The organism is Flavobacterium cerinum (genome assembly GCF_024496085.1).
Classification (GTDB): Bacteria; Bacteroidota; Bacteroidia; order Flavobacteriales; family Flavobacteriaceae; genus Flavobacterium; species Flavobacterium cerinum_A.
Genome location: NZ_CP101751.1, coordinates 1,876,315 through 1,898,949 on the forward strand (window position 1 = coordinate 1,876,315; position 22,635 = coordinate 1,898,949).

Annotated in this window: 22 protein-coding genes; 6 read left to right on the forward strand and 16 right to left on the reverse strand. The window is 38.5% G+C overall.

Annotated elements, in window-relative coordinates:
• Window position 1 precedes the first annotated feature (1 nt).
• The 3 genes from NOX80_RS08330 to NOX80_RS08340 all read right to left on the reverse strand — a co-directional run bounded on the left by NOX80_RS08330 (window position 2) and on the right by NOX80_RS08340 (window position 2,898).
• Complete coding sequence (locus tag NOX80_RS08330; RefSeq protein WP_256552827.1) at window positions 2-1,384, reverse strand: TolC family protein; 1,383 nt, start codon at window positions 1,382-1,384, stop codon at window positions 2-4.
• Between the two features lies 1 nt (window position 1,385).
• Window positions 1,386-1,832 carry a MarR family winged helix-turn-helix transcriptional regulator gene (locus NOX80_RS08335; protein WP_256552828.1) on the reverse strand — a complete coding sequence of 149 codons (447 nt, stop codon included), beginning with the start codon at window positions 1,830-1,832 and terminating at the stop codon, window positions 1,386-1,388.
• Window positions 1,833-2,064: 232 nt separating this feature from the next.
• Window positions 2,065-2,898 carry a DUF6929 family protein gene (locus NOX80_RS08340; RefSeq protein WP_256552829.1) on the reverse strand — a complete coding sequence of 278 codons (834 nt, stop codon included), beginning with the start codon at window positions 2,896-2,898 and terminating at the stop codon, window positions 2,065-2,067.
• Window positions 2,899-3,028: 130 nt separating this feature from the next.
• Here NOX80_RS08340 and NOX80_RS08345 point away from each other — a divergent pair, with 130 nt between their 5' ends.
• On the forward strand, window positions 3,029-3,907 hold the full coding sequence (locus NOX80_RS08345; RefSeq protein ID WP_256552830.1) for a PPK2 family polyphosphate kinase: 879 nt from the start codon (window positions 3,029-3,031) through the stop codon (window positions 3,905-3,907).
• 30 nt (window positions 3,908-3,937) lie between these two features.
• Here the strand turns inward: NOX80_RS08345 and NOX80_RS08350 are convergent, their stop codons facing one another.
• From NOX80_RS08350 to NOX80_RS08360, 3 genes are all read right to left on the reverse strand, one after another.
• On the reverse strand, window positions 3,938-4,363 hold the full coding sequence (locus NOX80_RS08350; protein WP_256552831.1) for an META domain-containing protein: 426 nt from the start codon (window positions 4,361-4,363) through the stop codon (window positions 3,938-3,940).
• A 6-nt stretch (window positions 4,364-4,369) separates the two neighbouring features.
• The gene (locus NOX80_RS08355; RefSeq protein WP_256552832.1) at window positions 4,370-4,831 is read right to left on the reverse strand and encodes a copper resistance protein NlpE; all 462 of its coding nucleotides are present in this window, start codon (window positions 4,829-4,831) and stop codon (window positions 4,370-4,372) included.
• Between the two features lie 110 nt (window positions 4,832-4,941).
• Complete coding sequence (locus NOX80_RS08360; RefSeq protein ID WP_256552833.1) at window positions 4,942-5,433, reverse strand: hypothetical protein; 492 nt, start codon at window positions 5,431-5,433, stop codon at window positions 4,942-4,944.
• Window positions 5,434-5,661: 228 nt separating this feature from the next.
• On the opposite strand from NOX80_RS08360, the gene NOX80_RS08365 reads away from it, so the two are divergent.
• A complete protein-coding gene (locus tag NOX80_RS08365; RefSeq protein ID WP_256552998.1) occupies window positions 5,662-7,062 on the forward strand; it encodes an MATE family efflux transporter in 1,401 nt (466 codons plus the stop codon).
• A 20-nt stretch (window positions 7,063-7,082) separates the two neighbouring features.
• A complete protein-coding gene (locus tag NOX80_RS08370) occupies window positions 7,083-7,310 on the forward strand; it encodes a hypothetical protein (RefSeq protein ID WP_256552834.1) in 228 nt (75 codons plus the stop codon).
• Window positions 7,311-7,312: 2 nt separating this feature from the next.
• Here the strand turns inward: NOX80_RS08370 and meaB are convergent, their stop codons facing one another.
• The 3 genes from meaB to NOX80_RS08385 form a co-directional block, all read right to left on the reverse strand.
• On the reverse strand, window positions 7,313-8,398 hold the full coding sequence (gene meaB, locus NOX80_RS08375) for a methylmalonyl Co-A mutase-associated GTPase MeaB (protein ID WP_256552835.1): 1,086 nt from the start codon (window positions 8,396-8,398) through the stop codon (window positions 7,313-7,315).
• 93 nt (window positions 8,399-8,491) lie between these two features.
• On the reverse strand, window positions 8,492-9,139 hold the full coding sequence (locus tag NOX80_RS08380; RefSeq protein ID WP_256552836.1) for an NAD(P)-dependent oxidoreductase: 648 nt from the start codon (window positions 9,137-9,139) through the stop codon (window positions 8,492-8,494).
• 46 nt (window positions 9,140-9,185) lie between these two features.
• Window positions 9,186-9,593 carry an RrF2 family transcriptional regulator gene (locus tag NOX80_RS08385; protein ID WP_256552837.1) on the reverse strand — a complete coding sequence of 136 codons (408 nt, stop codon included), beginning with the start codon at window positions 9,591-9,593 and terminating at the stop codon, window positions 9,186-9,188.
• Window positions 9,594-9,716: 123 nt separating this feature from the next.
• Here NOX80_RS08385 and NOX80_RS08390 point away from each other — a divergent pair, with 123 nt between their 5' ends.
• The 3 genes from NOX80_RS08390 to NOX80_RS08400 are packed head-to-tail and all read left to right on the forward strand — an operon-like array spanning window position 9,717 to window position 13,600.
• Window positions 9,717-10,955 carry a multidrug effflux MFS transporter gene (locus NOX80_RS08390; RefSeq protein WP_256552838.1) on the forward strand — a complete coding sequence of 413 codons (1,239 nt, stop codon included), beginning with the start codon at window positions 9,717-9,719 and terminating at the stop codon, window positions 10,953-10,955.
• Window positions 10,956-10,962: 7 nt separating this feature from the next.
• Entirely contained in the window at window positions 10,963-12,177 is a 1,215-nt protein-coding gene (locus tag NOX80_RS08395; RefSeq protein ID WP_256552839.1) for an MFS transporter, read from the forward strand.
• A 25-nt stretch (window positions 12,178-12,202) separates the two neighbouring features.
• On the forward strand, window positions 12,203-13,600 hold the full coding sequence (locus NOX80_RS08400) for an FAD-binding oxidoreductase (RefSeq protein ID WP_256552840.1): 1,398 nt from the start codon (window positions 12,203-12,205) through the stop codon (window positions 13,598-13,600).
• A gap of 72 nt (window positions 13,601-13,672) precedes the next feature.
• On the opposite strand, the gene NOX80_RS08405 is transcribed toward NOX80_RS08400, so the two are convergent.
• From NOX80_RS08405 to NOX80_RS08435, 7 genes are all read right to left on the reverse strand, one after another.
• Window positions 13,673-14,917: a cation:proton antiporter gene (locus NOX80_RS08405; RefSeq protein ID WP_256552841.1), complete on the reverse strand. Its 1,245-nt coding sequence runs from the start codon at window positions 14,915-14,917 to the stop codon at window positions 13,673-13,675.
• Between the two features lie 141 nt (window positions 14,918-15,058).
• Window positions 15,059-18,421, reverse strand: coding sequence for a preprotein translocase subunit SecA (secA, locus tag NOX80_RS08410; protein WP_256552842.1), 3,363 nt, complete (start codon window positions 18,419-18,421; stop codon window positions 15,059-15,061).
• A gap of 82 nt (window positions 18,422-18,503) precedes the next feature.
• A complete protein-coding gene (locus NOX80_RS08415) occupies window positions 18,504-18,725 on the reverse strand; it encodes a DUF2795 domain-containing protein (RefSeq protein WP_002986941.1) in 222 nt (73 codons plus the stop codon).
• A gap of 173 nt (window positions 18,726-18,898) precedes the next feature.
• The gene (locus tag NOX80_RS08420) at window positions 18,899-19,471 is read right to left on the reverse strand and encodes a cob(I)yrinic acid a,c-diamide adenosyltransferase (protein WP_256552843.1); all 573 of its coding nucleotides are present in this window, start codon (window positions 19,469-19,471) and stop codon (window positions 18,899-18,901) included.
• A gap of 43 nt (window positions 19,472-19,514) precedes the next feature.
• Window positions 19,515-20,204 (reverse strand): ABC transporter ATP-binding protein, encoded by a 690-nt coding sequence (locus tag NOX80_RS08425; RefSeq protein WP_305880319.1) that lies wholly within the window; start codon window positions 20,202-20,204, stop codon window positions 19,515-19,517.
• 104 nt (window positions 20,205-20,308) lie between these two features.
• Window positions 20,309-21,088 (reverse strand): O-methyltransferase, encoded by a 780-nt coding sequence (locus NOX80_RS08430; protein ID WP_256552844.1) that lies wholly within the window; start codon window positions 21,086-21,088, stop codon window positions 20,309-20,311.
• A gap of 63 nt (window positions 21,089-21,151) precedes the next feature.
• A complete protein-coding gene (locus NOX80_RS08435; protein WP_256552845.1) occupies window positions 21,152-22,603 on the reverse strand; it encodes a nicotinate phosphoribosyltransferase in 1,452 nt (483 codons plus the stop codon).
• Window positions 22,604-22,635 lie beyond the last annotated feature (32 nt).

Genomic DNA, 22,635 nt, shown 5'->3' on the forward strand with positions numbered 1-22,635 from the left:
TTTATTTGGATAAATATTTGGTCAAATCTCCGGTTGCAATAACCGTTTCTATGGCGGAGAGACGTTGTTCGATTAAGGTACTGATTTTGCCGAGAGAAGCTTTGTAAAGATCATTTTCAGCTTCCAGACGTTCAGATATATTGATTAGTCCTTCTTTGTATTGTTTGATGGCCAGATTAAGATTGTTTTGAGCTACTTTTTCTTGTTGTGCTGCAATTTCTGTCTTCTGATTTAATACGGTATAGTTGGCATAATTGTTTTCTAATAATAATTGTAATTTTTCTTTGGTGTCGTCAATCTGGTTCTGAACTTGTTCAATATTGATTTTGGCTTCATGAACCTTATGTTTTCGTTCAAAGCCACTAAATATTTCCCATTTTAAAGCCGCTCCGATCATCCAGTTCTGACTAATAGTTAGTTCGTTTAATCCCAAATTCGACGGTTGTCCTAATATCGGAAGCGGAGGTGTGGTCGCATTGGCATCGAAAAGACTGGAATAGGTAAGCCCGCCAAAAGCACCTAAAGTCGGTAAATAAGTTCCCTTTTCTTTTTTTAAGGCATATTCGTAAGCCGATTTAAAGGATTCCAGTGCTTTTATTTCCTGTTTGTTTTCGGTGGTCAGATTTTGACCGATCAAATAAGGACTCAATTGGTATTGCACATTTTTGATTTCTTCATTGGAATATCCGGTCAGATAATTAATCTTTTTAAAAACGACTTTGCGTTTCCCTTCCATTTCAATTCTTTTAGAAGCTAATTCCAATGTAGCCAGTTTTATTTTATCCCGATCATACGGAATAGCCAAACCTTGTTCGATAGCTTTGGTTACCCGAAGTGTTTCTGCATTCAAACGTTTTTCGCTATCATTGATTAATTTCTCGACTTCATCCAGTAATGCTAGTTGATCAAACGTGTTGATAACATCTTTAACGATGCCGTCTTTTTCCGATTCGGTAAGATAGGCCGTCCCGATAGCCTTTTGTTCAATGGCTTTGGCGCCGTTTGGAATCTGAAATCCGCTGAAAAGTACCGTTTTGGCCATTATACCGCCATGGAATATGTTACCGTAATTATCAAATGATGTTTTGCCGTCCAATAAAGGGTAATTAATAACCGGAACAGTTACGGTTGGTAAATCGACGGTCATCCGATTATCGAAATATAGATACAATGCAGTTGCCTCGACTGTCGGGATATACTTATTCCAGATCCCTTTTTTTTGTAGATTGAGTTTCTCGATCTCCAGTTCCTTGTTTTTTATGGAACTGCTTTTTTCCAAAGCTTTTTGTATGGCATCATCCAATGAGGCAGTTACCGCTATCTGGGAATGGAGCTGCGTCAGACAAAAGAGCGAAATCAAAAATAGGAGTCTGTTTTTTTTCATCTTATTTCTTTGTTTCCAGGTTATTGTATATCTGAATAAAAGTATCTCGTACTATTTGTAGTATTTCAGGATCGATATTCCGAACGGCTTCGGTAACGGTTTGGTCTACTATTTTCATAACACCTTCTTCCATCGCTTTTCCTTTTTCGGTTAGAAAGATGAGGTTTAGTCTACGGTCATTTTTATCCGGTCGGCGTTCCACTAATGCCTCTTTTTCCAGATTATCGATCAGTCGGGTAATGCTGGGTTTATCGCGATAGGTGTCATCAGCTAATACTTGTTGGGAGCAACCGTTCTTTTTCCATAAAACAGCCAGTATTGACCACTGTTCTTTGGTTAAGGTAATACCATTGGCTTTAAAATGGGTCATTAAAGCGCGATTGAATGCAGACGGGATTCGTCCCGATAACAGGTTGTAAAGATTCTCCGTTGTAAAAATAGTTTCCATAACAATAGTTGTTTAGACAACTACAAAAGTAAGGACTAAAAAACGAACGACCTTAGCTTTTGTTGAGATTAACAAATTTTTATAGGAAAGACCCTTTATAAATGTAAGAATAATTTTTTTAAAATGCTTTTGGATAAGGTAAAATTTTGATTTTTAGTAGGTGGAAAAAACAAAAAAATCCGTCGGGTAAACGGATTTCTATTTTATAAGTGTAATAATTGTAGTGTAAAATCTATTTCTTTAAGCGTAACTGATAGATGTCGGCTTGTAATTGTTCCGTGTCATTATCTTCACATAATAAAAATGAAATTTCCTGATCAGAATCGGAATATAGCGTTAAGCCTTCAAATTTATGGCTGTCTGTTATTTTTTTTGTAAAATCAATTTTCATCTTTTCGATGTCGATTCGGCCGATTAAACTTCCTAAAACAGCTCCGTCGTTATAGGTAGAACTCGTATCTTCTGCGGCTGCTAAAAAATAAAGTTTATCGCCAACAAGTATCGCATCGGTAAAACCACTGCGTACGCCTTTGATTTTAGGTAATTTTAATTCGCTGAATATGATGTTGAAATCGTCAACAAGATTTTTACCTTCGATAGTAAAAACAATATTTTTTCCGGTAGCGCCATTACCTCGGTTAAAAAAGTACCAGCTTTTGCCGTTATAGGCTACACCTTCAATGTTGAAATTTTCAGCATTAAGTTCTGCAAAAGTTTGCATGGCGGCATATAAATCGGAAATATCGGTTACGGAAATGACTTCTTTGGATTGCGCATTGACCTTAATCATTTTGGAACGATTTGCAGTTGAACCGGAACCGAAAAGATATAATGTATCTGCATAGGAAGTAATCGCCTCAAAATCGGGCTTGATTTTTTTAGCAATGTTTTCTGATGGATTTTCCAGTAACGGATGCCGTTTTAAGGAGGACGATTTTACGCCATATTCATAAAAATACGAACTATTATCACTGATGATATTTAAATGATCATGGTTGTAGATAAGACCGGAAGCCGATCCGACTCCTATAATTTGGAACAGCAGTTCGAGTGTAAATCGATTCATGATGTGGCGGTTAATGTTGCATTATCAAAGTACTGTATTATTTTTTAAAATTGCGAAAAAAGCAGCCGGAAATTCTCCCCGATGCTCTTAAATATTCTTATTTTTATAAGGAATGTAAAATCGCCTGCCTATGAAAACTATTAAATGTGATGACTTTAGAGTGGATAAAGAAATCAAATTATCGGAGTTACCGACTTTTTTGAATATTGATACTTCTGAAAAAAAGAAATCAAAAGCACTGGAAAAAACAAGAGAAAAATTAAGTAAACTACAGGATAAAATGTATGCACACAACCGTTATGGGGTTCTGATTTGTTTGCAGGGAATGGATACAGCGGGGAAAGATAGCCTGATCCGGGAGGTTTTTAAAGAATTTAATTCAAGAGGTGTCGTGGTTCATAGTTTTAAAACACCCAATTCAACGGAACTGGAACACGATTATTTATGGCGTCATTATTTGGCTTTGCCCGAAAAAGGAAAATTCTCGGTTTTTAATAGGACGCATTATGAAAACGTATTGGTAACGCGGGTTCATCCGGAATATATACTAAATGAAAATTTGCCCGGAATTGAAGCTGTGGAGGATATTCCGAAAGATTTCTGGAAAAAACGATACGATCAGATTAATAATTTTGAGAAACATATTGTTGAAAATGGTATCATCGTTCTGAAATTTTTTCTGCACTTAAGTAAAGAAGAGCAACGACAGCGTTTGTTACGCCGTTTGGAGAAGGAAGAACACAACTGGAAATTTTCGCCCGGAGATTTAAAAGAACGTGCCAGATGGGAACTTTATCAGCAATATTATGAAGAAACAATCAATCATACGTCTAAAAAACAGGCGCCTTGGTACGTGATTCCCGCAGATAATAAAGAAACCTGTCGGTATATCGTAGCCAAAACAATATTAGATGAGATGGAGAAGTACACTGATATTAAAGAGCCGGAACTGGATCCGGAAATCAAAAAAAATATTGTTGTGTATAGAGAACAATTGCAAAAAGAATAAGGATAAAAAAAACGCCCGGAGGCGTTTTTTTTATTTTACAGCTTCAAACTTGGCAAGTGGTGCCATTCGGGCTTTATTCAATTGAAGAGTTTTGCCGTTGTGGTTGTAATTGTCAACAGTACGCAATACTTCAAGAAAAGCAGTTTCAGTTTCTAAATCCGGACAGGCCATAAGTGTACCCATCATTTGCGATAGTTCGATACGGTTTCCGTCTTTTAGTGTGTAAGTACCGCCAAATCCGTTGCAACCGCTAAATCCGGATACGCGATGTTCTTTCTGGTCCAGTTGCAGGTAAACATCTTTTCCCATTTCTGTTTTTGAAACCGGTTTGCCTCTTAGTTCAACTAATTTCCATTTCGTGCCTTCCAGGGCAACCGTTGTATCGGATTTTTTATAGGTATTACACCCAACTGACACTAATGCCACTGCTAGTAATGATAAAGTTACTTTTTTCATATTTTGTTATTCTTCTGGGACATTCATCTCTTTGTTTAGCACATATTTTTTTGCTAAAGCCCCGGTTATTTTTTTTCCTTCCATATCAAGCATGATCAATTGATTGGCACCTACCAGAAACTGACTCGGTCCGTCTTTGATGTTTTCCAATTTAACCGTACTGCCGTCATCACTCCAGCTAAAGGAACCTGTGACCTGGAGGATGTCATTTCCCTTGCCTTGATATTTGGTCGTCATCACATACGTTTTATCCCGGTTTAGGGTAACGGTAGTTTCGATGCCTTCACAATCTGCGCAAGGAGTCACGCCTTTATATGTTCCGTCCCAATCTAATACGTTTTCACTACTTTTCGCCAGTGCTGAATTACTTTTTTCTGAATTGGCTCCGGCACTCTCAATTTTGTTTTCTTTTTTGCAAGATGTCACCGCAAACGCGATACAAGCTATCGCTAGAATTACTTTTTTCATAAGAAGTGATTTATAAGTTGTTGATTATCTTTGAGAATTCTCATATAAAGGTAGTGATATTTTCTTAACATTTTTGGAGTTAATGCTAAAAAAATATCACTTTTTTCCTATTATAATTTAAAACCGTAGGCAAGTCTGAGTGAGATCTGACCGGTGTTAAAATGGTTGTAATCTTCATATCGAAGACTAATGTCGATATTTTTTGTTGCAATACCGATTCCCGGCGCCCAAAGGAAGGAAGTACCCATACCGTCTTTTACACCAATTCCGGCACCGACTTCACCCAAAACGTAGATCTGGTTTCCTAAAAAGGATTTAAAACCCAGTTTGGCCGGAATAAAGCCGCCGTCTTCTTCATTACTGAATAAATGGGTATAACCCGTTGTTGCAGCCAATGACGTTTTCTGCGTTAAATCGTATTGCAATCGCGCATCAGCTCCTAAACTGAAGTCATACGAACTGTTTACCGGAATACCACCGTTTAGTCCGAATCCTAACCGCCATCCTTTTTCATATCCCTGTGTCTGTGCCTGGGAATCTGTTGAGAAGAATAGTGCTGAAGCAATTGCAGTCAGTCCTAAAAGCTTTTTAACATTTTTCATATTTAATACGTTTTATGTTTAACATTAAGGGTTTTAACAATAATCAGACCACTTTGTTATATTTTAAACCTTAATTTTATGTTAATTTAGTATAAAATATCGTAATAAAATAGTGTAAAATATTGGTTTATAGTGTTTTGTGATTGAATCTGACATGAGCTAAAAATTGTATTTTTTAATGATACTATGGCGTTGCAAGTTCTTACCTTTGCCGGAAAATACAATAAAATGAGATGGTCGGTATATACAAGAGAGTTTGGTTATAACCTGCGATTGGCCTATCCTATTATTTTAGGAATGTTAGGGCATACAATGGTTGCTATTGTGGATAATATCATGGTGGGTAAGCTTGGACCTACTGAGTTGGCAGCTGTTTCGCTGGGAAATAGTTTTGTATTTATTGCCATGTCTTTGGGTGTTGGTTTTTCAACTGCTATAACACCGTTAATTGCTGAAGCCGACGGAGAGAAAAGCCTGGAAAAGGGGAGAAGTGTGTTCCATCACGGACTGGTATTGTGTACGGCATTGGGAATTTCGTTATTTACCCTAATCTATTTCTCAAAACCGATTATCAGCTTTATGGGACAACCGGAAGAAGTTGTGGAAATGGCGAAACCTTTTCTTGATATTGTAGCTTTTTCACTTATTCCGTTGATCATATTTCAGGGCTACAAACAGTTCGCTGATGGGAAGTCGGAAACTAAATATGCAATGTGGGCTACAATTATTTGTAATGTCGTTCACCTGATTATTAATTATTTTTTGATCTACGGAATCTGGATTTTCCCCAAAATGGGAATTGTCGGGGCGGCTATCGGAACGGTATCATCCCGTTTTGTCATGCTAATCTACATGCATTATGCTTTAAAGACAAAAGAAAAATTCAAACCGTATTTTGAAGGTTTTAGTTTTGCAGCGATCCGGAAAACAATGGCTAAAAAAATTATCAACCTGGGATTACCTTCTTCAATGCAAATGTTTTTTGAAGTGGCTTTATTTACCGGTGCGGTATGGCTTTCCGGACGTTTGGGAACAACAAGTCAGGCTGCGAATCAGATTGCACTAAGTATGGCTTCTTTTACATTTATGTTTGCCTCCGGACTTAGTGTGGCCGGAATGGTAAGGGTAGGGAACTATAAAGGAATGCAGGATTATAAAAAATTACAGGTAGTTGCGCGTTCTATATTTTTACTGGCGATTATCATTGAAACCATTTTTGCATTATTATTTGTAGGATTACATCAAATATTACCGGAACTGTTTGTAAGTGCGAATAATGCGGTACATATTGCTGATAATACGGAAGTAATTCGTATTGCATCTCAATTACTATTGGTTGCTGCGGTTTTCCAGATTTCCGATGGTGTACAGGTTGCGGTTTTAGGTGCCTTAAGAGGAATACAGGATGTGAAAATACCGATGTATATTACGTTTATTGCTTATTGGGTAATCGGATTTCCGATATCCATTTATCTGGGATTATATACGAAATTAGGCGGTGCAGGAATCTGGATCGGATTATTAGCCGGACTGACAACAGCAGCAATATTTTTGTATATTCGCTTTAGCCGATTAACGCGTAAATTGCTTTTGGAGGATCAAAAAGCAGTTTCTGAATTTGTAAATTAAAGAACTAAATAGAGAATAACATGGAATTACCAAAATTTGTACTGGCCGATAATACGGATTTCCCGGATGATATTTTTATCATTCACCTGGAATATCCTCGTTTTCTGATCAACCTTAAAGACGATTCAATCGAATTTTTGGAAGAATTGGATGAGGAAGATGAAGAAGATATGGAGGCTGAAATGGAAAAACTAATCCAGTTTGCCGGCGAATTTTACGATCGGGAAATGGAGCGTTACGAAGAATAAGCTTATTTAAAATAGTTGTCAAGTAATAATTGAGCGGCTGCAAAAGGTGATATTTCATTATTTTGCACCGCTTTTTTGTTTTCTTCCAGTAAAATCTGAATATCCGGATGGTTATAAAAATGCTGTTTTAATTGCTGATTGATGGTTTCCAATAACCAATATTGACTTTGTTCTTTTCGCTTCTGATTAAAATAACCATTTTCTTTAGTCAGTTGAAAATAGTCTTGTATCGTATCCCAAACATCTGAAATTCCTTCCTGAGTTAGAGCACTACAAGTCGTTACTTTTGGCGACCACCCTGAACTTTTCATCGGAAATAGATGAAGCGCTCGGTTGAATTCGGTTTTCGCCAGTCGGGCCCGTTTGATATTATCGCCGTCTGCTTTATTGATTACGATTGCATCGGCCATTTCCATGATCCCTCTTTTGATTCCTTGTAGTTCATCTCCGGCACCGGCAAGATTTAAAAGCAGAAAAAAATCGGTCATACTGTGTACAGCGGTTTCACTTTGGCCTACACCAACGGTTTCGATCATAATCGTATCAAAACCACAGGCTTCACAAAGAATAATGGCTTCTCTTGTTTTTCGGGCGACACCGCCTAAACTTTCACCGGATGCAGACGGACGGATATAAGCATTTTCATCTTTTACCAGTTCTTCCATACGGGTTTTGTCTCCTAAAATACTGCCATGTGATATCGAACTGCTCGGATCTACTGCTAATACCGCTACTTTTTTGCCTAATCCGGTCAGGTATTTTCCGAAAGCTTCGATAAAAGTACTTTTCCCGACTCCGGGTACACCGGTGATTCCGATTCGTACGGATTGATTCGCATGTGGCAGACAGGCTTTGATTATAGCATTGGCTTTTTCCAGATGATCGTTACTGGTGCTCTCAATTAACGTTATGGCACGACTTAGCGCAATTTTATCTCCGCTTACTATTCCGCTTATAAGTTGCTCTGCCGTTGGTTGTTGCCGGCGAAACTGCCGAATCTGAGCCACGGATGCGGAACTGATAATTTCCGGTTGTTCGATACCGTCTTTTTCATGTAAAGCCGAAGGATGCGATTTCTTGTGTGCCACTGCGATTAATTTGAAATGTAAAATTAAAGAAAAAGTGCACAATCTTCAAGTAGAATTGAACATTGTACACTTTCGGGTTAAATTAGGGGAAAATTAGTAAGCTGCTGTAAAGCGTACCTGGTGGTGTTTTGGGTTTTCGGTTTCATCGGCGATCACTACAGCCAAATCCTGAACGGATAAGATACTTCGCTGATTGTCATCGAATACCGGATTGTCAAGCCCTAAACGGTAGTTTCCGGTTCTTCCGGTTGTGATACCCGGATGCATTTCGAAAGCCGGACTAAAAAAGGCCCAGTCCAGTTCTTTTTCATTTTTTAAAGTATTCAAATAATCACGCGCTGCTGTTGCACCGGCATGATATTCTTTTGGGAAATCCGGAGTATCTACCGCTTGTAAACCGGGAGCAACAAATAAACTTCCGGCTCCGCCAATTACGATATAACGTTTTACGCCGGATTGTTTTACCGCTTCCTGAATGGATTCGGAACCTTTGATAAAATCAGCATAAATGTTCGGATTCGTCCATCCGGAATTATACGCACTGATCACAGCATCATGTCCGACTAATACATTGGCTAATTCCGTTACATTAAAAATATCCGCTTTTACCCAGTGTACACCGGCATCCGTTGTGTCTTTCGGATTACGGGCAATGGCGGTTACCTGATGATTACGACTGATGATTTCGTTTAAAATGTTGGAACCTACAAATCCTGTGGCTCCGATGATCGCTATTTTCATATTTTAATATATAATAAAATTTGTTACAGTTTTGGGTAAAAAAATATCAGAACTTCTCGCTGAATTCTTCAAGCGAAATGGCCTTTAATCGGTTGATGATTGTCATATTGATATCATCATATAATGCAGTCAGATTAACATTGATTTGTTTGCCGACAGGACAATCCGGATTGGGATCGTTTTTCGAAAAACCAAAGCTTAATTTCTCTAAAGTCACCTGAAATACTTCTTCCATTGAAATCAAAGAAGCCGGTTTGATTAATTTGGTTCCGCCGTTTTTCCCTTCTTTGCTCTCGACAAGATTGTACTTTTTCAGGTTCGCAATTTCTTTACGTACCAATACCGGATGAATGTTCAGACTTCCGGCAATATATTCGGAAGCCATATATTCGTCAGGGAATTTTGCTAAGAGCGTTAATATATGTGTGGTGATGGCAAACTTACCGGTAATCATAACTGTAATAAAATATGTTACAAATGTATGGCGGTAATTGGGAATAAAAAATATTTTGGCTTTTTTTTAAGAAAATTTATTGCTGTGGATTACCGAAATTTGCACCTTGATTTTATAATTGCAATGACATTTAAGCAAAAATACACGATTCTCTTAATTCTCGCAGGTTTATCTGCACTGGCTCCTTTCAGTATTGATATGTATCTGCCGGCATTTCCGGCCATAGCAAAAGGATTGCATACGGATATCGCTCAGGTAACACTTTCATTAACCAGTTATTTTATCGGAATTAGTATCGGTCAGCTTTTCTACGGTCCTGTGATCGATAAATTCGGACGGAAAAAACCACTGTTATTCGGTTTGTTTCTGTTTATAGCAGCTTCAATCGGTTGTGCTTTGGCACCCTCTATTTATTGGTTGATCACAATGCGGGTTGTATTGGCTTTAGGAGGTTGTGTCGGCATGGTTGTAAGTCGGGCTGTAGTTCGGGACTTATTCCCGGTATCGGAAATTGCAAAGATATTTTCTATCCTGATGCTGATTGTGGGTGTAGCGCCGATTCTGGCACCGTCAATAGGAGGATGGGTATTAGCTGCTCTCGGATGGCGTTCTATTTTTTATGTGCTCACCTTAATCGGATGTATTCTGGTGGCATCGGTTTATTTTTATCTGCCGGAAAGTAAAAAAGAAACGACAACGGAACCGCTTAATTTTAAAAACAGTATTCGGGATTACAAGATTGTGCTCTTTGATAAAGCTTTTGTATTCTATGCTTTTGCGGGAAGTATTGCGATGGCGGGAATGTTTGCTTATATCAGCGGATCACCTTTTGCTTTTATGAAATATTTCGGATTAACGGAAACGCAATACGGCTGGATTTTCGGAACCAATGCCATGGGCTATATCGCCGGAAGCCAGTTAAACCGTTTATTATTAAAACGAATGACCTCATTACAAATCATTTCACTAGCCGGCGGAATTTTATGTATAGTAGCACTTTCAATGATTTCATTGTTGCAACTGCAATTATTTACGCCCGGATTATTAATCCTGCATATTTTTACATTCCTGTTTTGTCTTGGTATATTGGTGCCGAATAGTACGGCTATGGCATTGGCGCCGTTTACTGAAAATGCAGGAAGTGCTTCAGCATTGATCGGTTTTTTACAAATGGTTTGCGGAGCGATATTGTCGGTCGTAGTTAGTGCACTACACGATGGTACATTATTGCCGATGGTTTCCGGAATGGCATTGGCCGGTGTATCGGCATTTGTGATTATTCTCCGATTGAATATGACCGTTAAAAAAGGAAAAATTACTACTGAACCGATAGCAATACCGGTTGAAAATAAAAAGTTATAAGTTTATTATGAAAACTACCGACATTGCTTTAGAAGCAAACCAGTCGAAAGAACTGGTACAGAAAACAGCCTATTCGATTCTGTTTTCAATTAGTTTTGCTCATTTATTAAATGATTTATTACAAGCGGTTATTCCGTCTGTTTACCCGATATTAAAAGATGATTTTCAATTGTCGTTTACACAAATCGGATTGATCACTTTTTCTTATCAGATGGCGGCTTCCATTTTACAGCCGTTCGTAGGATTTTATACTGATAAACATCCGAAACCTTTTTCGCAGTTATATGGAATGTTGTTTACTTCCGTTGGAATTATAGCCCTCTCGTATGCCACTAATTTTTATATGATATTACTGGCGGTGATTTTAGTCGGAATCGGATCTTCGATATTTCATCCGGAGTCATCACGGGTTTCGTATTTGGCGTCGGGCGGTAAAAGAGGATTAGCACAGTCAATTTTCCAGATCGGCGGAAATGCCGGAACGGCAATAGGTCCTTTATTAGTCGCTCTTTTTGTGGTGCCAAACGGACAACGTTATATTTTGTGGTTCCTGATTTTTGCCATCGTTGCAATGGCTGTTTTAAGTAGAATTGCTTTCTGGTACCGCGATCATTTGAGTTTGCGTAAATCAAAAAAAACAGAACCGGAAATACTGCATAATTTGTCACCGGCGAAAGTGAAGCTTTCAATCGTAATTTTATTACTATTGATCTTTTCAAAGTTTTTTTATACGGCAAGTATGTCAAGCTATTTTACTTTTTACCTGATGGATAAATTCCACGTTTCCGTACAAGATGCCCAGTTTCATTTGTTCTTATTCTTAATGTCGGTTGCCGCCGGAACACTTTTAGGCGGTCCGTTAGGAGATAAATTCGGACGAAAATATGTCATCTGGTTTTCGGTATTAGGTGTAGCGCCGTTTACGTTGTTATTGCCTTTTGCCAATTTATTCTGGACCGGTGCGCTTTCCATGATCATTGGTGTTATCCTTTCCTCGGCTTTCCCTGCGATTTTAGTATATGCTCAGGAATTATTGCCTAAAAAACTGGGAATGGTTTCCGGATTATTCTACGGATTTGCTTTTGGTATGGGAGGATTAGGATCGGCACTTTTAGGTTATCTGGCCGATAAAACGAGTATCACTTTCGTGTATCATATTTGCGCCTTTTTACCGCTAATCGGACTTATTGCGTATTTTCTTCCGAATATTAAGAAGAAATAGTAATTTCACAGTAAAATAACAGACTATGAATCCGGAAATTATACAGAAGCTTCAGGATATATCAGGTGTTTCTTATGTGTTTACTGACGAAGAGACCCGTAAAAATTATGGACATGATGAAACGGAAGACCTGGTTTTTCCGCCGCATGTTGTAGTAAAGCCGGCTTCGACTGCCGAAATTTCAGCCATTGTTATTTTGGCTAACGAATATAAAATTCCTGTAGTTCCTATTGGCGGACGAACAGGTTTAAGTGGCGGTGCATTGAGTATTCACGGAGGTATTGCCCTTTCGACCGAACGCTTGAACCGGATTTTGGAAATCGATGATAAAAACCTACAGGTAATAACAGAACCGGCTGTAATCACACAGCTATTACAGGATACGGTTTTGGAAAAAGGACTTTTTTATCCGGTAGATCCGAGTAGTAGAGGAAGTTGCTTTATTGGTGGAAATGTGGCTGAAAATGCAGGTGGTGCCAGAGCGGTAAAGTATGGAGTTACCAAAGATTATGTGTTAAACCTGGAAGTGGTTTTGCCAACGGGTGAGATTATCTGGACCGGAGCCAATACGCTTAAAAATTCCACAGGGTATAATATGACACAATTGATGGTGGGAAGTGAAGGAACACTTGGAATCATCACAAAAATTGTACTGAAATTATTGCCGAAAAATAATCATAACGTATTGATGTTGGTTCCGTTTTATAAATCGGGAGAAGCATGCGAAGCGGTTTCGGCTATCTTTAGAGCCGGTATTGTTCCGAGTGCTCTGGAGTTTATGGAACGTGATGCAATTGACTGGACGCTGCGTTTTATCGATGGCATTAATGTTCCGGTAAAAGAAAGCATTCAGGCGCATTTATTGATTGAGGTCGACGGAAATTACCCGGATATATTATTTGCAGAAGCTGAAAAGATCATGCAGGTTTTGGAGGCATTTGAGATTGATGAAATTCTTTTTGCCGATACGGATGATCAGAAAAATGCATTGTGGAAAATGAGAAGGGGCGTGGCGGAAGCCGTAAAAGCCAATTCGGTTTATAAAGAAGAAGATACGGTAGTGCCGCGTTATGAATTACCCCGATTATTAGAGGGAATTAAAATCATAGGAGCCAAATACGGATTCAAATCGGTTTGTTATGGACATGCCGGCGATGGCAATCTGCACGTCAATATTATTAAAGGTGATATGACCGATGCAAATTGGAAAACGGAAGTGCCGAAGGGAATTCGGGAAATTTTTGAATTGACTGTCGCTTTAAAAGGAACATTGTCCGGTGAGCATGGAATCGGTTATGTTCAGAAAAACTATATGGATATTGCTTTTAGCGATAAACAGCTACAACTGATGAAAAGTATTAAAATGCTATTTGATCCGAATAACATCTTAAATCCCGGGAAAATATTTCCGGATACATTATAAAAAAGCAGCCTTAAATAAGGCTGCTTTTTTATTACACGATAGGTTTCAAAAACCTGTCAGGTGTGTGTAGTATTAGGCTTCTTTCGGTAAAACCCGGTTGGCCAGCTTACCGATACTTAATCCTTGTACTACGATCGAGAATACCACCACAAAATAAGTAATCGCCAGGATCATTTGTTTGTGCGGGCCTTCTTCAATTGATAAGGCCAATGCGATGGAAACACCACCTCGTAAACCACCCCAAACCAACATCTTAATGGTGCCGCGACTAAATTTATCCTTAAACGGAATAACCAATGTCGGTATCCAGATTGATAAGAAACGGGAAAATAATACTAAAAGAATACAGATAAATCCGATTTGCCAGTAACCTAATATATTCGGAATTAATAGCAATTCAAATCCGATAAAAAGGAACAGGATAGCATTCATTATTTCGTCGATCAGTTCCCAGAATTTATTCAGATAATCTTTGGTGATAGGCGACATAGCCGTCTTTTTACCGTAATTCCCTATGATCAAACCGGCAGCAACCATCGTTAGCGGCCCGGAAATATGCATCGCATGTGCAATCAGATAACCACCCATTACAACCGATAATGTAATTAAAACGGAAACTTTATAATCGTCAATTTTACGCATCGCTTTTGAAGCGGTAACACCTAATAGCATACCTAATAAAAAGCCGCCAAGTGCTTCTTTAATAATCAACCATGAGATGTGACTAAAGGATAAATCAATATTACTTCCTTGTGCCAATTGCAGAATTACAGCAAAAACCACTACGGCAACACCGTCATTAAATAGCGATTCTCCGGCTACTTTGGTTTCAAGTGACTTGGGAACATTGGCATTTTTAAGAATACCCAATACAGCGATAGGATCGGTTGGTGAGATAAGAGCTCCGAATAAAAGACAGTATATAAATGGTATTTCGATTGACAAAATCGGTAATATATAGTAAAGTAATCCGCCAACAATAAATGTAGATAAGATAACACTTAACGTAGAGAATACAATAATGGGCCATCGTTGTTCTTTGAGATCCAGCATGTTAATATGGATCGCTCCTGCAAAAAGCAAGAAGTTTAACATGGCGCCCATCAGGACTTCCGTAAAGTCAAATTCGGCAATAAGTTTGGAAAATTTGGTTAAAGTATCCGGAAAAATATGTCCGAAAACAACCAGAATAATAGAGGTTATCATAGCGATAACCATAACTCCGATCGTGGAAGGGAGTTTTAGAAAACGAAGATTTAAATAGGCAAAAAATGAGGCTAAAACGAGTAAAATTGAAAAAGAATAGTATAACTCCATACTAATAATTTAAGGATTAGAAATAAATTTTATATCGTAAAAAGGTAAGGAAAAAACAGTAAAAAGATGTTAAGCCTATTATAAAAAACAAAAAAACCGGTATTTACCGGTTTTTTTTTAGATTTATATGTTTTGTTTTGATTATTCGTTAACCAGAACCCATTCGCCTGAAGCTAATAATGCTTCCGCTTTTTTAAATTTCATCGTTTCTGATTTTCCGGACATTACATGTTTAATAGTCACGTTATCATTACGGTTAATTTTCGGAGCATCACGTACAATCGTTTCCGTTACCGGTTGCTGTTGCGATTGTTGCATGGCTGCCTGATGATTTCTTTCTGCAATTTCTTCGGAGTTTAATACTTCTTCTTTTGAAATAGTGTATTCTTCCTGTGGTATTGCAATTTCTTCTGCTTCCTGAATGTTATCCGGGTTTTGAGACGGAAGATCCCCTTTGAATAAGAATGAAATTACATCTGTATTGACATGGTCTAACATGTTTTTAAACAAGTTGAAAGCTTCAAATTTGTAGATAAGTAGCGGATCTTTTTGTTCGTGAACGGCTAACTGAACAGACTGTTTTAATTCGTCCATTTTGCGTAAATGTTTTTTCCACGCTTCATCCACAATAGCCAATGTGATGTTTTTCTCGAAATCCGTTAATAATGATTTACCTTCAGTTTCGTAAGCTTTTTGTAAATCAGTGAAAACATTTAACGATTTGATTCCATCTGTAAACGGAACTACGATACGCTCAAATTGTCCGTTATTGTTTTCGAATACATTCTTGATTACAGGGAATGCTTCTTTTGCACTTCTTTCGGATTTTTCAGTGTATTGTTGTAATACAGCTTTGTATAATTTACCAACGATTTCACGATCGGATAGACGAGCAAAATCACTTTCTGAAATCGGAGAAGTAGTCGCAAAATAACGAATCAATTCGAATTCAAAGTTTTTATAGTCTCCGGATTGTTTGTTGGTTTCTACTACTAATTCGCAAACATCATACATCATGTTAGCTAAATCCACTTTCAGACGTTCTCCGTGTAAAGCGTGTTTTCTACGTTTGTAAACCACTTCACGTTGTGCGTTCATTACGTCATCATATTCTAATAAACGTTTACGAACACCAAAGTTGTTTTCTTCTACTTTTTTCTGCGCTCTTTCGATAGACTTGGTCATCATAGAGTGCTGGATAACTTCTCCTTCTTTTAGTCCCATTCGGTCCATAATCTTAGCTACTCGTTCTGATCCGAACAAACGCATTAAGTTATCTTCCAATGAAACGTAGAATTGAGAACTTCCCGGATCTCCCTGACGTCCGGCACGACCTCTTAACTGACGGTCAACACGACGGGAATCGTGACGCTCGGTTCCGATGATCGCTAAACCTCCGGCAGCTTTTACCTCGTCGGTTAGCTTAATATCGGTACCACGACCGGCCATATTGGTAGCAATCGTTACCACGCCCGGATTACCGGCTTCTGCAACAATTTGTGCCTCTTGTTTGTGTAATTTCGCATTTAATACGTTGTGATTCACACCGCGCATTTTCAGCATTCGGCTTAATAACTCGGAAATCTCTACCGAAGTTGTACCGATCAATACCGGTCTTCCGGATTGCGAAAGTGTTACTACATCTTCGATAACAGCGTTGAATTTCTCACGTACCGTTCTGTAGATTAAGTCTTCTTTATCTTTACGGGCAATTCCTCTGTTGGTTGGAATTTCCACAACATCCAATTTGTAAATTTCCCAGAACTCACCGGCTTCTGTAACCGCAGTACCGGTCATACCCGATAGTTTGCTGTACATTCTGAAGTAGTTCTGAAGTGTAATCGTTGCAAACGTTTGTGTAGCTGCTTCGATTTTTACGTTTTCCTTCGCTTCAATTGCCTGGTGTAATCCGTCAGAATAACGACGTCCGTCCATGATACGTCCGGTTTGCTCGTCAACGATAAGGATTTTGTTATCCATGATAACGTATTCCGTATCTTTTTCAAATAGAGTATATGCTTTTAAAAGCTGAGTTAACGTGTGGATTCTTTCGCTTTTTACACCGAAGTCCTGGAATAAACGCTCTTTTGCTTCCGCTTCTTCTTCTTTCGAAAGTTTCAATCTTTCAATAGCGGCAATCTCAGTTCCGATATCCGGTAAGATAAAGAAAGAATCGTCTGTATCTTTAGAAAGGAATTTGATACCGTTATCGGTTAATTCCACCTGATTGTTTTTCTCTTCAATAACGAAATATAAAGCTTCGTCCACTTTAGGCATCTCACGGTTGTTATCTGCCATATAGTGGTTCTCTGTTTTCTGAAGAATTTGTTTTACACCTTCTTCACTCAGGAATTTGATCAATGCTTTATTTTTCGGTAGGGCACGGTGTGCTCTTAATAACTGGAATCCACCGTCTTTTGTGTTACCTTCTTTTAAAAGACGTTTCGCTTCGGTTAAAAATCCGTTCGCTAATTGTCTTTGAAGGCCATATAGGTTTTCAACTTTTGGTTTTAATTCGTTGAATTCATGTCGGTCACCTTGTGGAACCGGACCTGAAATAATCAATGGCGTACGGGCGTCATCGATTAATACGGAATCCACCTCATCGACAATCGCATAATTGTGTTTGCGTTGTACCAATTCTGCCGGCGAATGCGCCATATTATCTCTTAGGTAGTCAAAACCGAATTCGTTGTTAGTTCCGTAAGTAATGTCTGCTTCGTATGCTTTTCTACGACCTTCCGTATTCGGTTGGTGGTTATCGATACAGTCTACAGTTAATCCGTGGAATTCAAATAAAGGCGCTTTCCACGAGCTATCCCGTTTTGCAAGGTAGTCATTCACGGTTACCAAATGCACTCCGTTTCCGGTTAAGGAATTCAGGTACATAGGTAAAGTAGCTACTAACGTTTTACCTTCACCCGTTTGCATTTCGGCAATTTTACCTTGGTGTAATACCACACCACCAATTAACTGTACGTCATAGTGGATCATATCCCAGGTAATTTCTTTTCCGGCAGCATTCCATGAATTAGCCCAAACGGAATTGTCACCTTCAATTACGATATACGGTTTAGAAGCCGATAATTCGCGGTCTTTTGGAGTTGCTGTAACAGTAATGTGTGTATTCTCTTTGAAACGACGCGCTGTTTCTTTTACAACAGCAAAGGCTTCCGGGAGGATATCCAATAAGGTTTTCTCAGTAATGTCGTAAGCTTCTTTTTCTATAGCATCGATTGAAGCATATAGATCTTCTCTTTTATCAATATCTTCCGTTTGTTCAACTTCTAGTTTTAAAGCTTCAATTTTCGCGTCTTTTTCAGCGCGTGCTTTTTTGATTATGTCTTTAAAATAGACCGTCTTCCCACGTAATTCGTCATTTGATAATGCCGATAAAGGACCTTCATATGACCTTATTTTATTGATAATGGGCTGGATTGCTTTTACGTCTTTTTGAGATTTATCTCCAACAAAAGCTTTTAATATGCTGTTTATGAAACTCATAATTTTTAGTTTTCTAATAAAAGTGTGCAAATTTAAGCAAAAAAAAAGCCTCATAAGGAGACTTTTCATTGCTTTTTATTTTTTAGTATTCATCCTCGTTCCAAAGATAATCTTCGTCGGTTGGATAATCTGGCCAAATCTCTTCCATTGATTCATAGATTTCCCCTTCGTCTTCTATAGATTGCAGGTTTTCCACCACTTCTAATGGGGCACCGGTTCTAATAGCGTAGTCGATAAGTTCGTCCTTTGTGGCTGGCCACGGCGCATCACTTAAATAGGATGCTAATTCTAATGTCCAATACATCTTATTATCGATTTATAGTTTTATGCAAAAATAAATTTTCTACTGAAATAGTCAAGTAAAATTTTGTTTATTTTAAAAAAATTAAGAACGTGTGTCTGGTTGTCTGATCCCGTACTGTATTTCCGCTTTTAAATTATAGGAAATAAATGCACCGTCCTGATTCCAATTCGGGCTTATGATTTTCGCGGGATCCACTTTACTTCATCGGCCTGAAGGTCAAATGACAACTTTCGTGCCAATACGAAGAGGTAGTCAGAAAGTCGGTTCAAATAGGTTAAAACAAGGGTGTCGATGGGTTCCAGTTCATGTAAATGTGTCGCTAAACGCTCGGCACGGCGACAAACACAACGTGCAATATGACAATATGACACAGTGGTGTGACCGCCGGGTAACACAAAATGTGTCATTGGCGGCAATGCAGTATCCATCTGATCGATTTCATTTTCAAGAAATGTAATATCTTCCGGGGAAATACGATTGATATTTAATCGTTGCTGACCGTTTTTCAAAACTTCTTTTTCCGGTGGAGTCGCCAGAATCGCACCTAAAGTAAAAAGACGATCCTGTACTTCGATTAAAACATTTTTATAAAGCGGGTTGATATCCTGATCACGAATTAATCCGATATGAGAATTCAATTCATCTACGGTTCCGTAACTTTCAATACGGATATGGTGTTTGGGAACCCGGGTACCGCCAAAAAGTGCAGTAGTTCCCTTGTCGCCGGTTTTGGTATAAACTTTCATGATTATGCTGTTTGGTTAATCCTGTTCAAAGCTGGATTTGGGGTTATTTATTTCTGTTGTCGCTTTCTACAACTCCGTCTCTTAATCGAATAATACGGTGCGCGTGTTCGGCGATATCTTCTTCGTGAGTTACCAGAATAACGGTGTTTCCGTTGGCGTGAATTTCATTAAAAAGATTCATGATTTCTACGGAAGTTCTACTGTCCAGGTTACCGGTCGGCTCATCAGCCAGAATGATAGAAGGATGGTTAACCAGTGCGCGGGCTACAGCTACACGTTGGCGTTGTCCTCCGGATAGCTGATTGGGTTTGTGATCCATTCGATCGCCTAAGCCAACCTGTTTCAGTACTTCAGTAGCGCGTTTCATACGTTCCTCTTTTGAAAATCCGGCATAAACCATAGGTAGCGCTACATTGTCTAAGGCAGTTGTACGCGGTAATAAGTTAAAAGTCTGGAATACAAATCCGATTTCTTTATTTCGGATTCCGGCCAGTTCATCATCATCCATTTTACTTACATCTTTACCGTTAAGGATGTATTCTCCGGATGTTGGTGTATCCAAACATCCCAAAATGTTCATTAATGTTGATTTTCCGGAACCGGATGGTCCCATTAATGCCACGTATTCCCCTTTATTTATCGTTAAATCTATTCCTTTTAATACGTATACGGTTTCGTTACCTAAAGGAAAGTCTCTTTTAATCTCCTTAATTTCTATAATTGGTTTAGCCATTGGTAGTCTAAGAATCGTTAGTTGATTTTAGTTTTTAAAAATACTAAAAAGGTTTTTCTAATACTATATAAGTGGGATAAACTTTAGAAATGTTACAACTGAAATCAAACGCGTATCGTAAAATGTTCTTTTTCCTGTTCGCTGCGGAAAAAAACAAAGCCCCATTGGAAGGTGTCGATTGTAACGGTTACTTTCGGATGTTGTTGAATGATTTGCCAGGCCTGATCCATTTCTGGTGACCAATGTATGTCGTCGAAAATCCAAACGCTATCATTTGTAATAGTAGGGAGTAGGGAGTTAAAATAATGAAGAGTGGCTTCTTTCTGATGATTTCCGTCAAAGTAAATCAGGTCGTATTTTTTATTTTCATTAGCAACCGAATCGAGATACGACTGAAATTCAGATATGACCGGTGTGATATTCGTATGACCGAAAGCAGTAAAGTTTTCCCGGGCGATTCGGGCTGTTTCCGGACAACCTTCTATAGTTGTTATGTTGGCTTTCGGATTACCGGCTGCCATTGCTGATGTGGCTAATCCAAGTGATGTACCGATTTCTAAAATAGTGTCCGGTTGGAAATAACGGACAATTCGGAAAAGAAGTCGGGCTCTTTTTTTTGAAATTCCCGCATTACGGGCGATTTGTGCAATTTGTCGGGTATTGGATTTAAAAACTCTTGATCCGGCTCCGAAATCGGTTACCGAAATCTGATTTTTATTTTGTAAAAGTGTCGTTCTGAAACGATTTAATATTGCATATTCCGGTTTACTTTTTTTATCATAAAAACATTTGGTCACCAGACTAAATACAAAAGGGGAATGCACTCCGTGTTCGTTTTTGGAGTGCCATAAAAAGTTCAGATAGGCTTTTATTTGCGGATACATCGACAAAAAATTAAACAGCAAAGATACAGAGTCCCGTGTATCGATGCTGTTTTAAAATTGAAATTATGCGATTCGGTTTCGAATTTCCTGTAGATTATCATTGATCAGCAATTTACCGTCACGGAAAACTTCCCGTAATTCACCAAGTGCTTCTTCTTCCCAGGTACAATTGTCTTTTAATTGATATACACCGTTTGCATCTTTGAAAATCTGGATCAAACCTTTTGCTGATTTTTTAGTACCGTCATCAGTAACCGGATCTTTATAGATAGCACGTCCGTTTCCGTTTACTTCACCATATGTTGCTTTCATGGCAAAACCAAAAGTATCCCGTGTATTATATTGATAGGTGTAAGAACCGATGCCGAGAACAATGTTTGTAGAGGCAAATCCTTTTTGTTTTAATTGTTCGCAGATTGTTGTCGCTCTTTCAACGGTAATACTGTCGCCGTAAATAGCACCGATTTGCGGAATTAATTCTTTATATCCTTTATCATTTACAGTACCGCCGAATATATCCCAAAGGATTTCGATAACTCCTTTTTGTTCTTCTGTCGTTTTTCCGTTTTTGTTTCCGCATATAATGGCAATCGGATCTCCGGAATCAGGACGGATTACTACTTTTCCTTCACGGGACGTTATGCTGTCTTTTAATTTCGGAAGGTATTCGGTTAGCACTTTCCATAAATCCCAGGTATCGGATACAATCGATACAATTCCTTTCGGATAAATTTCTGTTGTTAATCTTTTAAAAGTATCGAATTCCCCTTCGTTAGTTCCCATACACATTACACTGTGTTCGGTAGCGGCAACGGAACCTCCGATCAGTTCTGTGTCAGAATCGGCATTGTAATATTGTTCCAGAAATTCAATAGCAGGAATCGTATCTGTTCCGGTAAAACTTAGTAAATGTCCGGCTCCGGAAATAGTTGCCGCTTCAATTCCGGCCATTCCCCGCATTGAGAAATCGTGTGCCTGCCAATTCACAAATTCCGGAACAGTTGATGTTGCAGCTGCATAGCGATCTAAAACTTTTCGGTATTGTTGTGCTATTGTAGCCGATGTACAAGGCATCCAGATTACAGCAGATAATAAGGTCTCAAAATAATTGGTTAACCAGAAAAATTCCGGTTTGGTATTGTACATGGTAAACATCGGAATACGAATCGGAACCGAACTTCCTTCCGGTAGGGCTTTAAATACCATAGGGATATAACCTAAATCGTGAAGCGCCTCAATATGCTGCGTGCCTACCTGATTTTCGCCGAGGTAATTATTGATTCGTCGGGCATATTTTTGTACTACCGTTGCTTTGGGTTGCTGAAAAAAATCCTTTTCAAAACTTTCAATGATGTATTTTTTTATAAAATATTGCAAACCAAAGAAGACAACTTCATTTACACCTTCTATTCTGCTTTTTCTTGGAGTCCAGTTGGAATATACCAGACTTGTATGATCCGGATATTGGCGTCTGTGATCTACTTTATAGCCGTCGGTTAATAATAATGGATTCATGATAATTGGTATTGGAGTTAGTGGTTCGATTT

What these genes read in the sequence shown, in the direction of transcription:
- NOX80_RS08420 (WP_256552843.1), bottom strand. Translation starts at nt 19,471, where the DNA reads ATGAAAGTTTATACCAAAACCGGCGACAAGGGAACTACTGCACTTTTT.
- NOX80_RS08370 (WP_256552834.1), top strand. Translation starts at nt 7,083, where the DNA reads ATGGAATTACCAAAATTTGTACTGGCCGATAATACGGATTTCCCGGAT.
- NOX80_RS08390 (WP_256552838.1), top strand. Translation starts at nt 9,717, where the DNA reads ATGACATTTAAGCAAAAATACACGATTCTCTTAATTCTCGCAGGTTTA.
- NOX80_RS08385 (WP_256552837.1), bottom strand. Translation starts at nt 9,593, where the DNA reads ATGATTACCGGTAAGTTTGCCATCACCACACATATATTAACGCTCTTA.
- NOX80_RS08425 (WP_305880319.1), bottom strand. Translation starts at nt 20,204, where the DNA reads ATGGCTAAACCAATTATAGAAATTAAGGAGATTAAAAGAGACTTTCCT.
- NOX80_RS08355 (WP_256552832.1), bottom strand. Translation starts at nt 4,831, where the DNA reads ATGAAAAAAGTAATTCTAGCGATAGCTTGTATCGCGTTTGCGGTGACA.
- NOX80_RS08405 (WP_256552841.1), bottom strand. Translation starts at nt 14,917, where the DNA reads ATGGAGTTATACTATTCTTTTTCAATTTTACTCGTTTTAGCCTCATTT.
- NOX80_RS08380 (WP_256552836.1), bottom strand. Translation starts at nt 9,139, where the DNA reads ATGAAAATAGCGATCATCGGAGCCACAGGATTTGTAGGTTCCAACATT.
- secA (WP_256552842.1), bottom strand. Translation starts at nt 18,421, where the DNA reads ATGAGTTTCATAAACAGCATATTAAAAGCTTTTGTTGGAGATAAATCT.
- NOX80_RS08335 (WP_256552828.1), bottom strand. Translation starts at nt 1,832, where the DNA reads ATGGAAACTATTTTTACAACGGAGAATCTTTACAACCTGTTATCGGGA.
- NOX80_RS08345 (WP_256552830.1), top strand. Translation starts at nt 3,029, where the DNA reads ATGAAAACTATTAAATGTGATGACTTTAGAGTGGATAAAGAAATCAAA.
- NOX80_RS08435 (WP_256552845.1), bottom strand. Translation starts at nt 22,603, where the DNA reads ATGAATCCATTATTATTAACCGACGGCTATAAAGTAGATCACAGACGC.
- NOX80_RS08365 (WP_256552998.1), top strand. Translation starts at nt 5,662, where the DNA reads ATGAGATGGTCGGTATATACAAGAGAGTTTGGTTATAACCTGCGATTG.
- NOX80_RS08350 (WP_256552831.1), bottom strand. Translation starts at nt 4,363, where the DNA reads ATGAAAAAAGTAACTTTATCATTACTAGCAGTGGCATTAGTGTCAGTT.
- NOX80_RS08400 (WP_256552840.1), top strand. Translation starts at nt 12,203, where the DNA reads ATGAATCCGGAAATTATACAGAAGCTTCAGGATATATCAGGTGTTTCT.
- NOX80_RS08415 (WP_002986941.1), bottom strand. Translation starts at nt 18,725, where the DNA reads ATGTATTGGACATTAGAATTAGCATCCTATTTAAGTGATGCGCCGTGG.
- NOX80_RS08360 (WP_256552833.1), bottom strand. Translation starts at nt 5,433, where the DNA reads ATGAAAAATGTTAAAAAGCTTTTAGGACTGACTGCAATTGCTTCAGCA.
- NOX80_RS08430 (WP_256552844.1), bottom strand. Translation starts at nt 21,088, where the DNA reads ATGTATCCGCAAATAAAAGCCTATCTGAACTTTTTATGGCACTCCAAA.
- NOX80_RS08395 (WP_256552839.1), top strand. Translation starts at nt 10,963, where the DNA reads ATGAAAACTACCGACATTGCTTTAGAAGCAAACCAGTCGAAAGAACTG.
- NOX80_RS08340 (WP_256552829.1), bottom strand. Translation starts at nt 2,898, where the DNA reads ATGAATCGATTTACACTCGAACTGCTGTTCCAAATTATAGGAGTCGGA.
- NOX80_RS08330 (WP_256552827.1), bottom strand. Translation starts at nt 1,384, where the DNA reads ATGAAAAAAAACAGACTCCTATTTTTGATTTCGCTCTTTTGTCTGACG.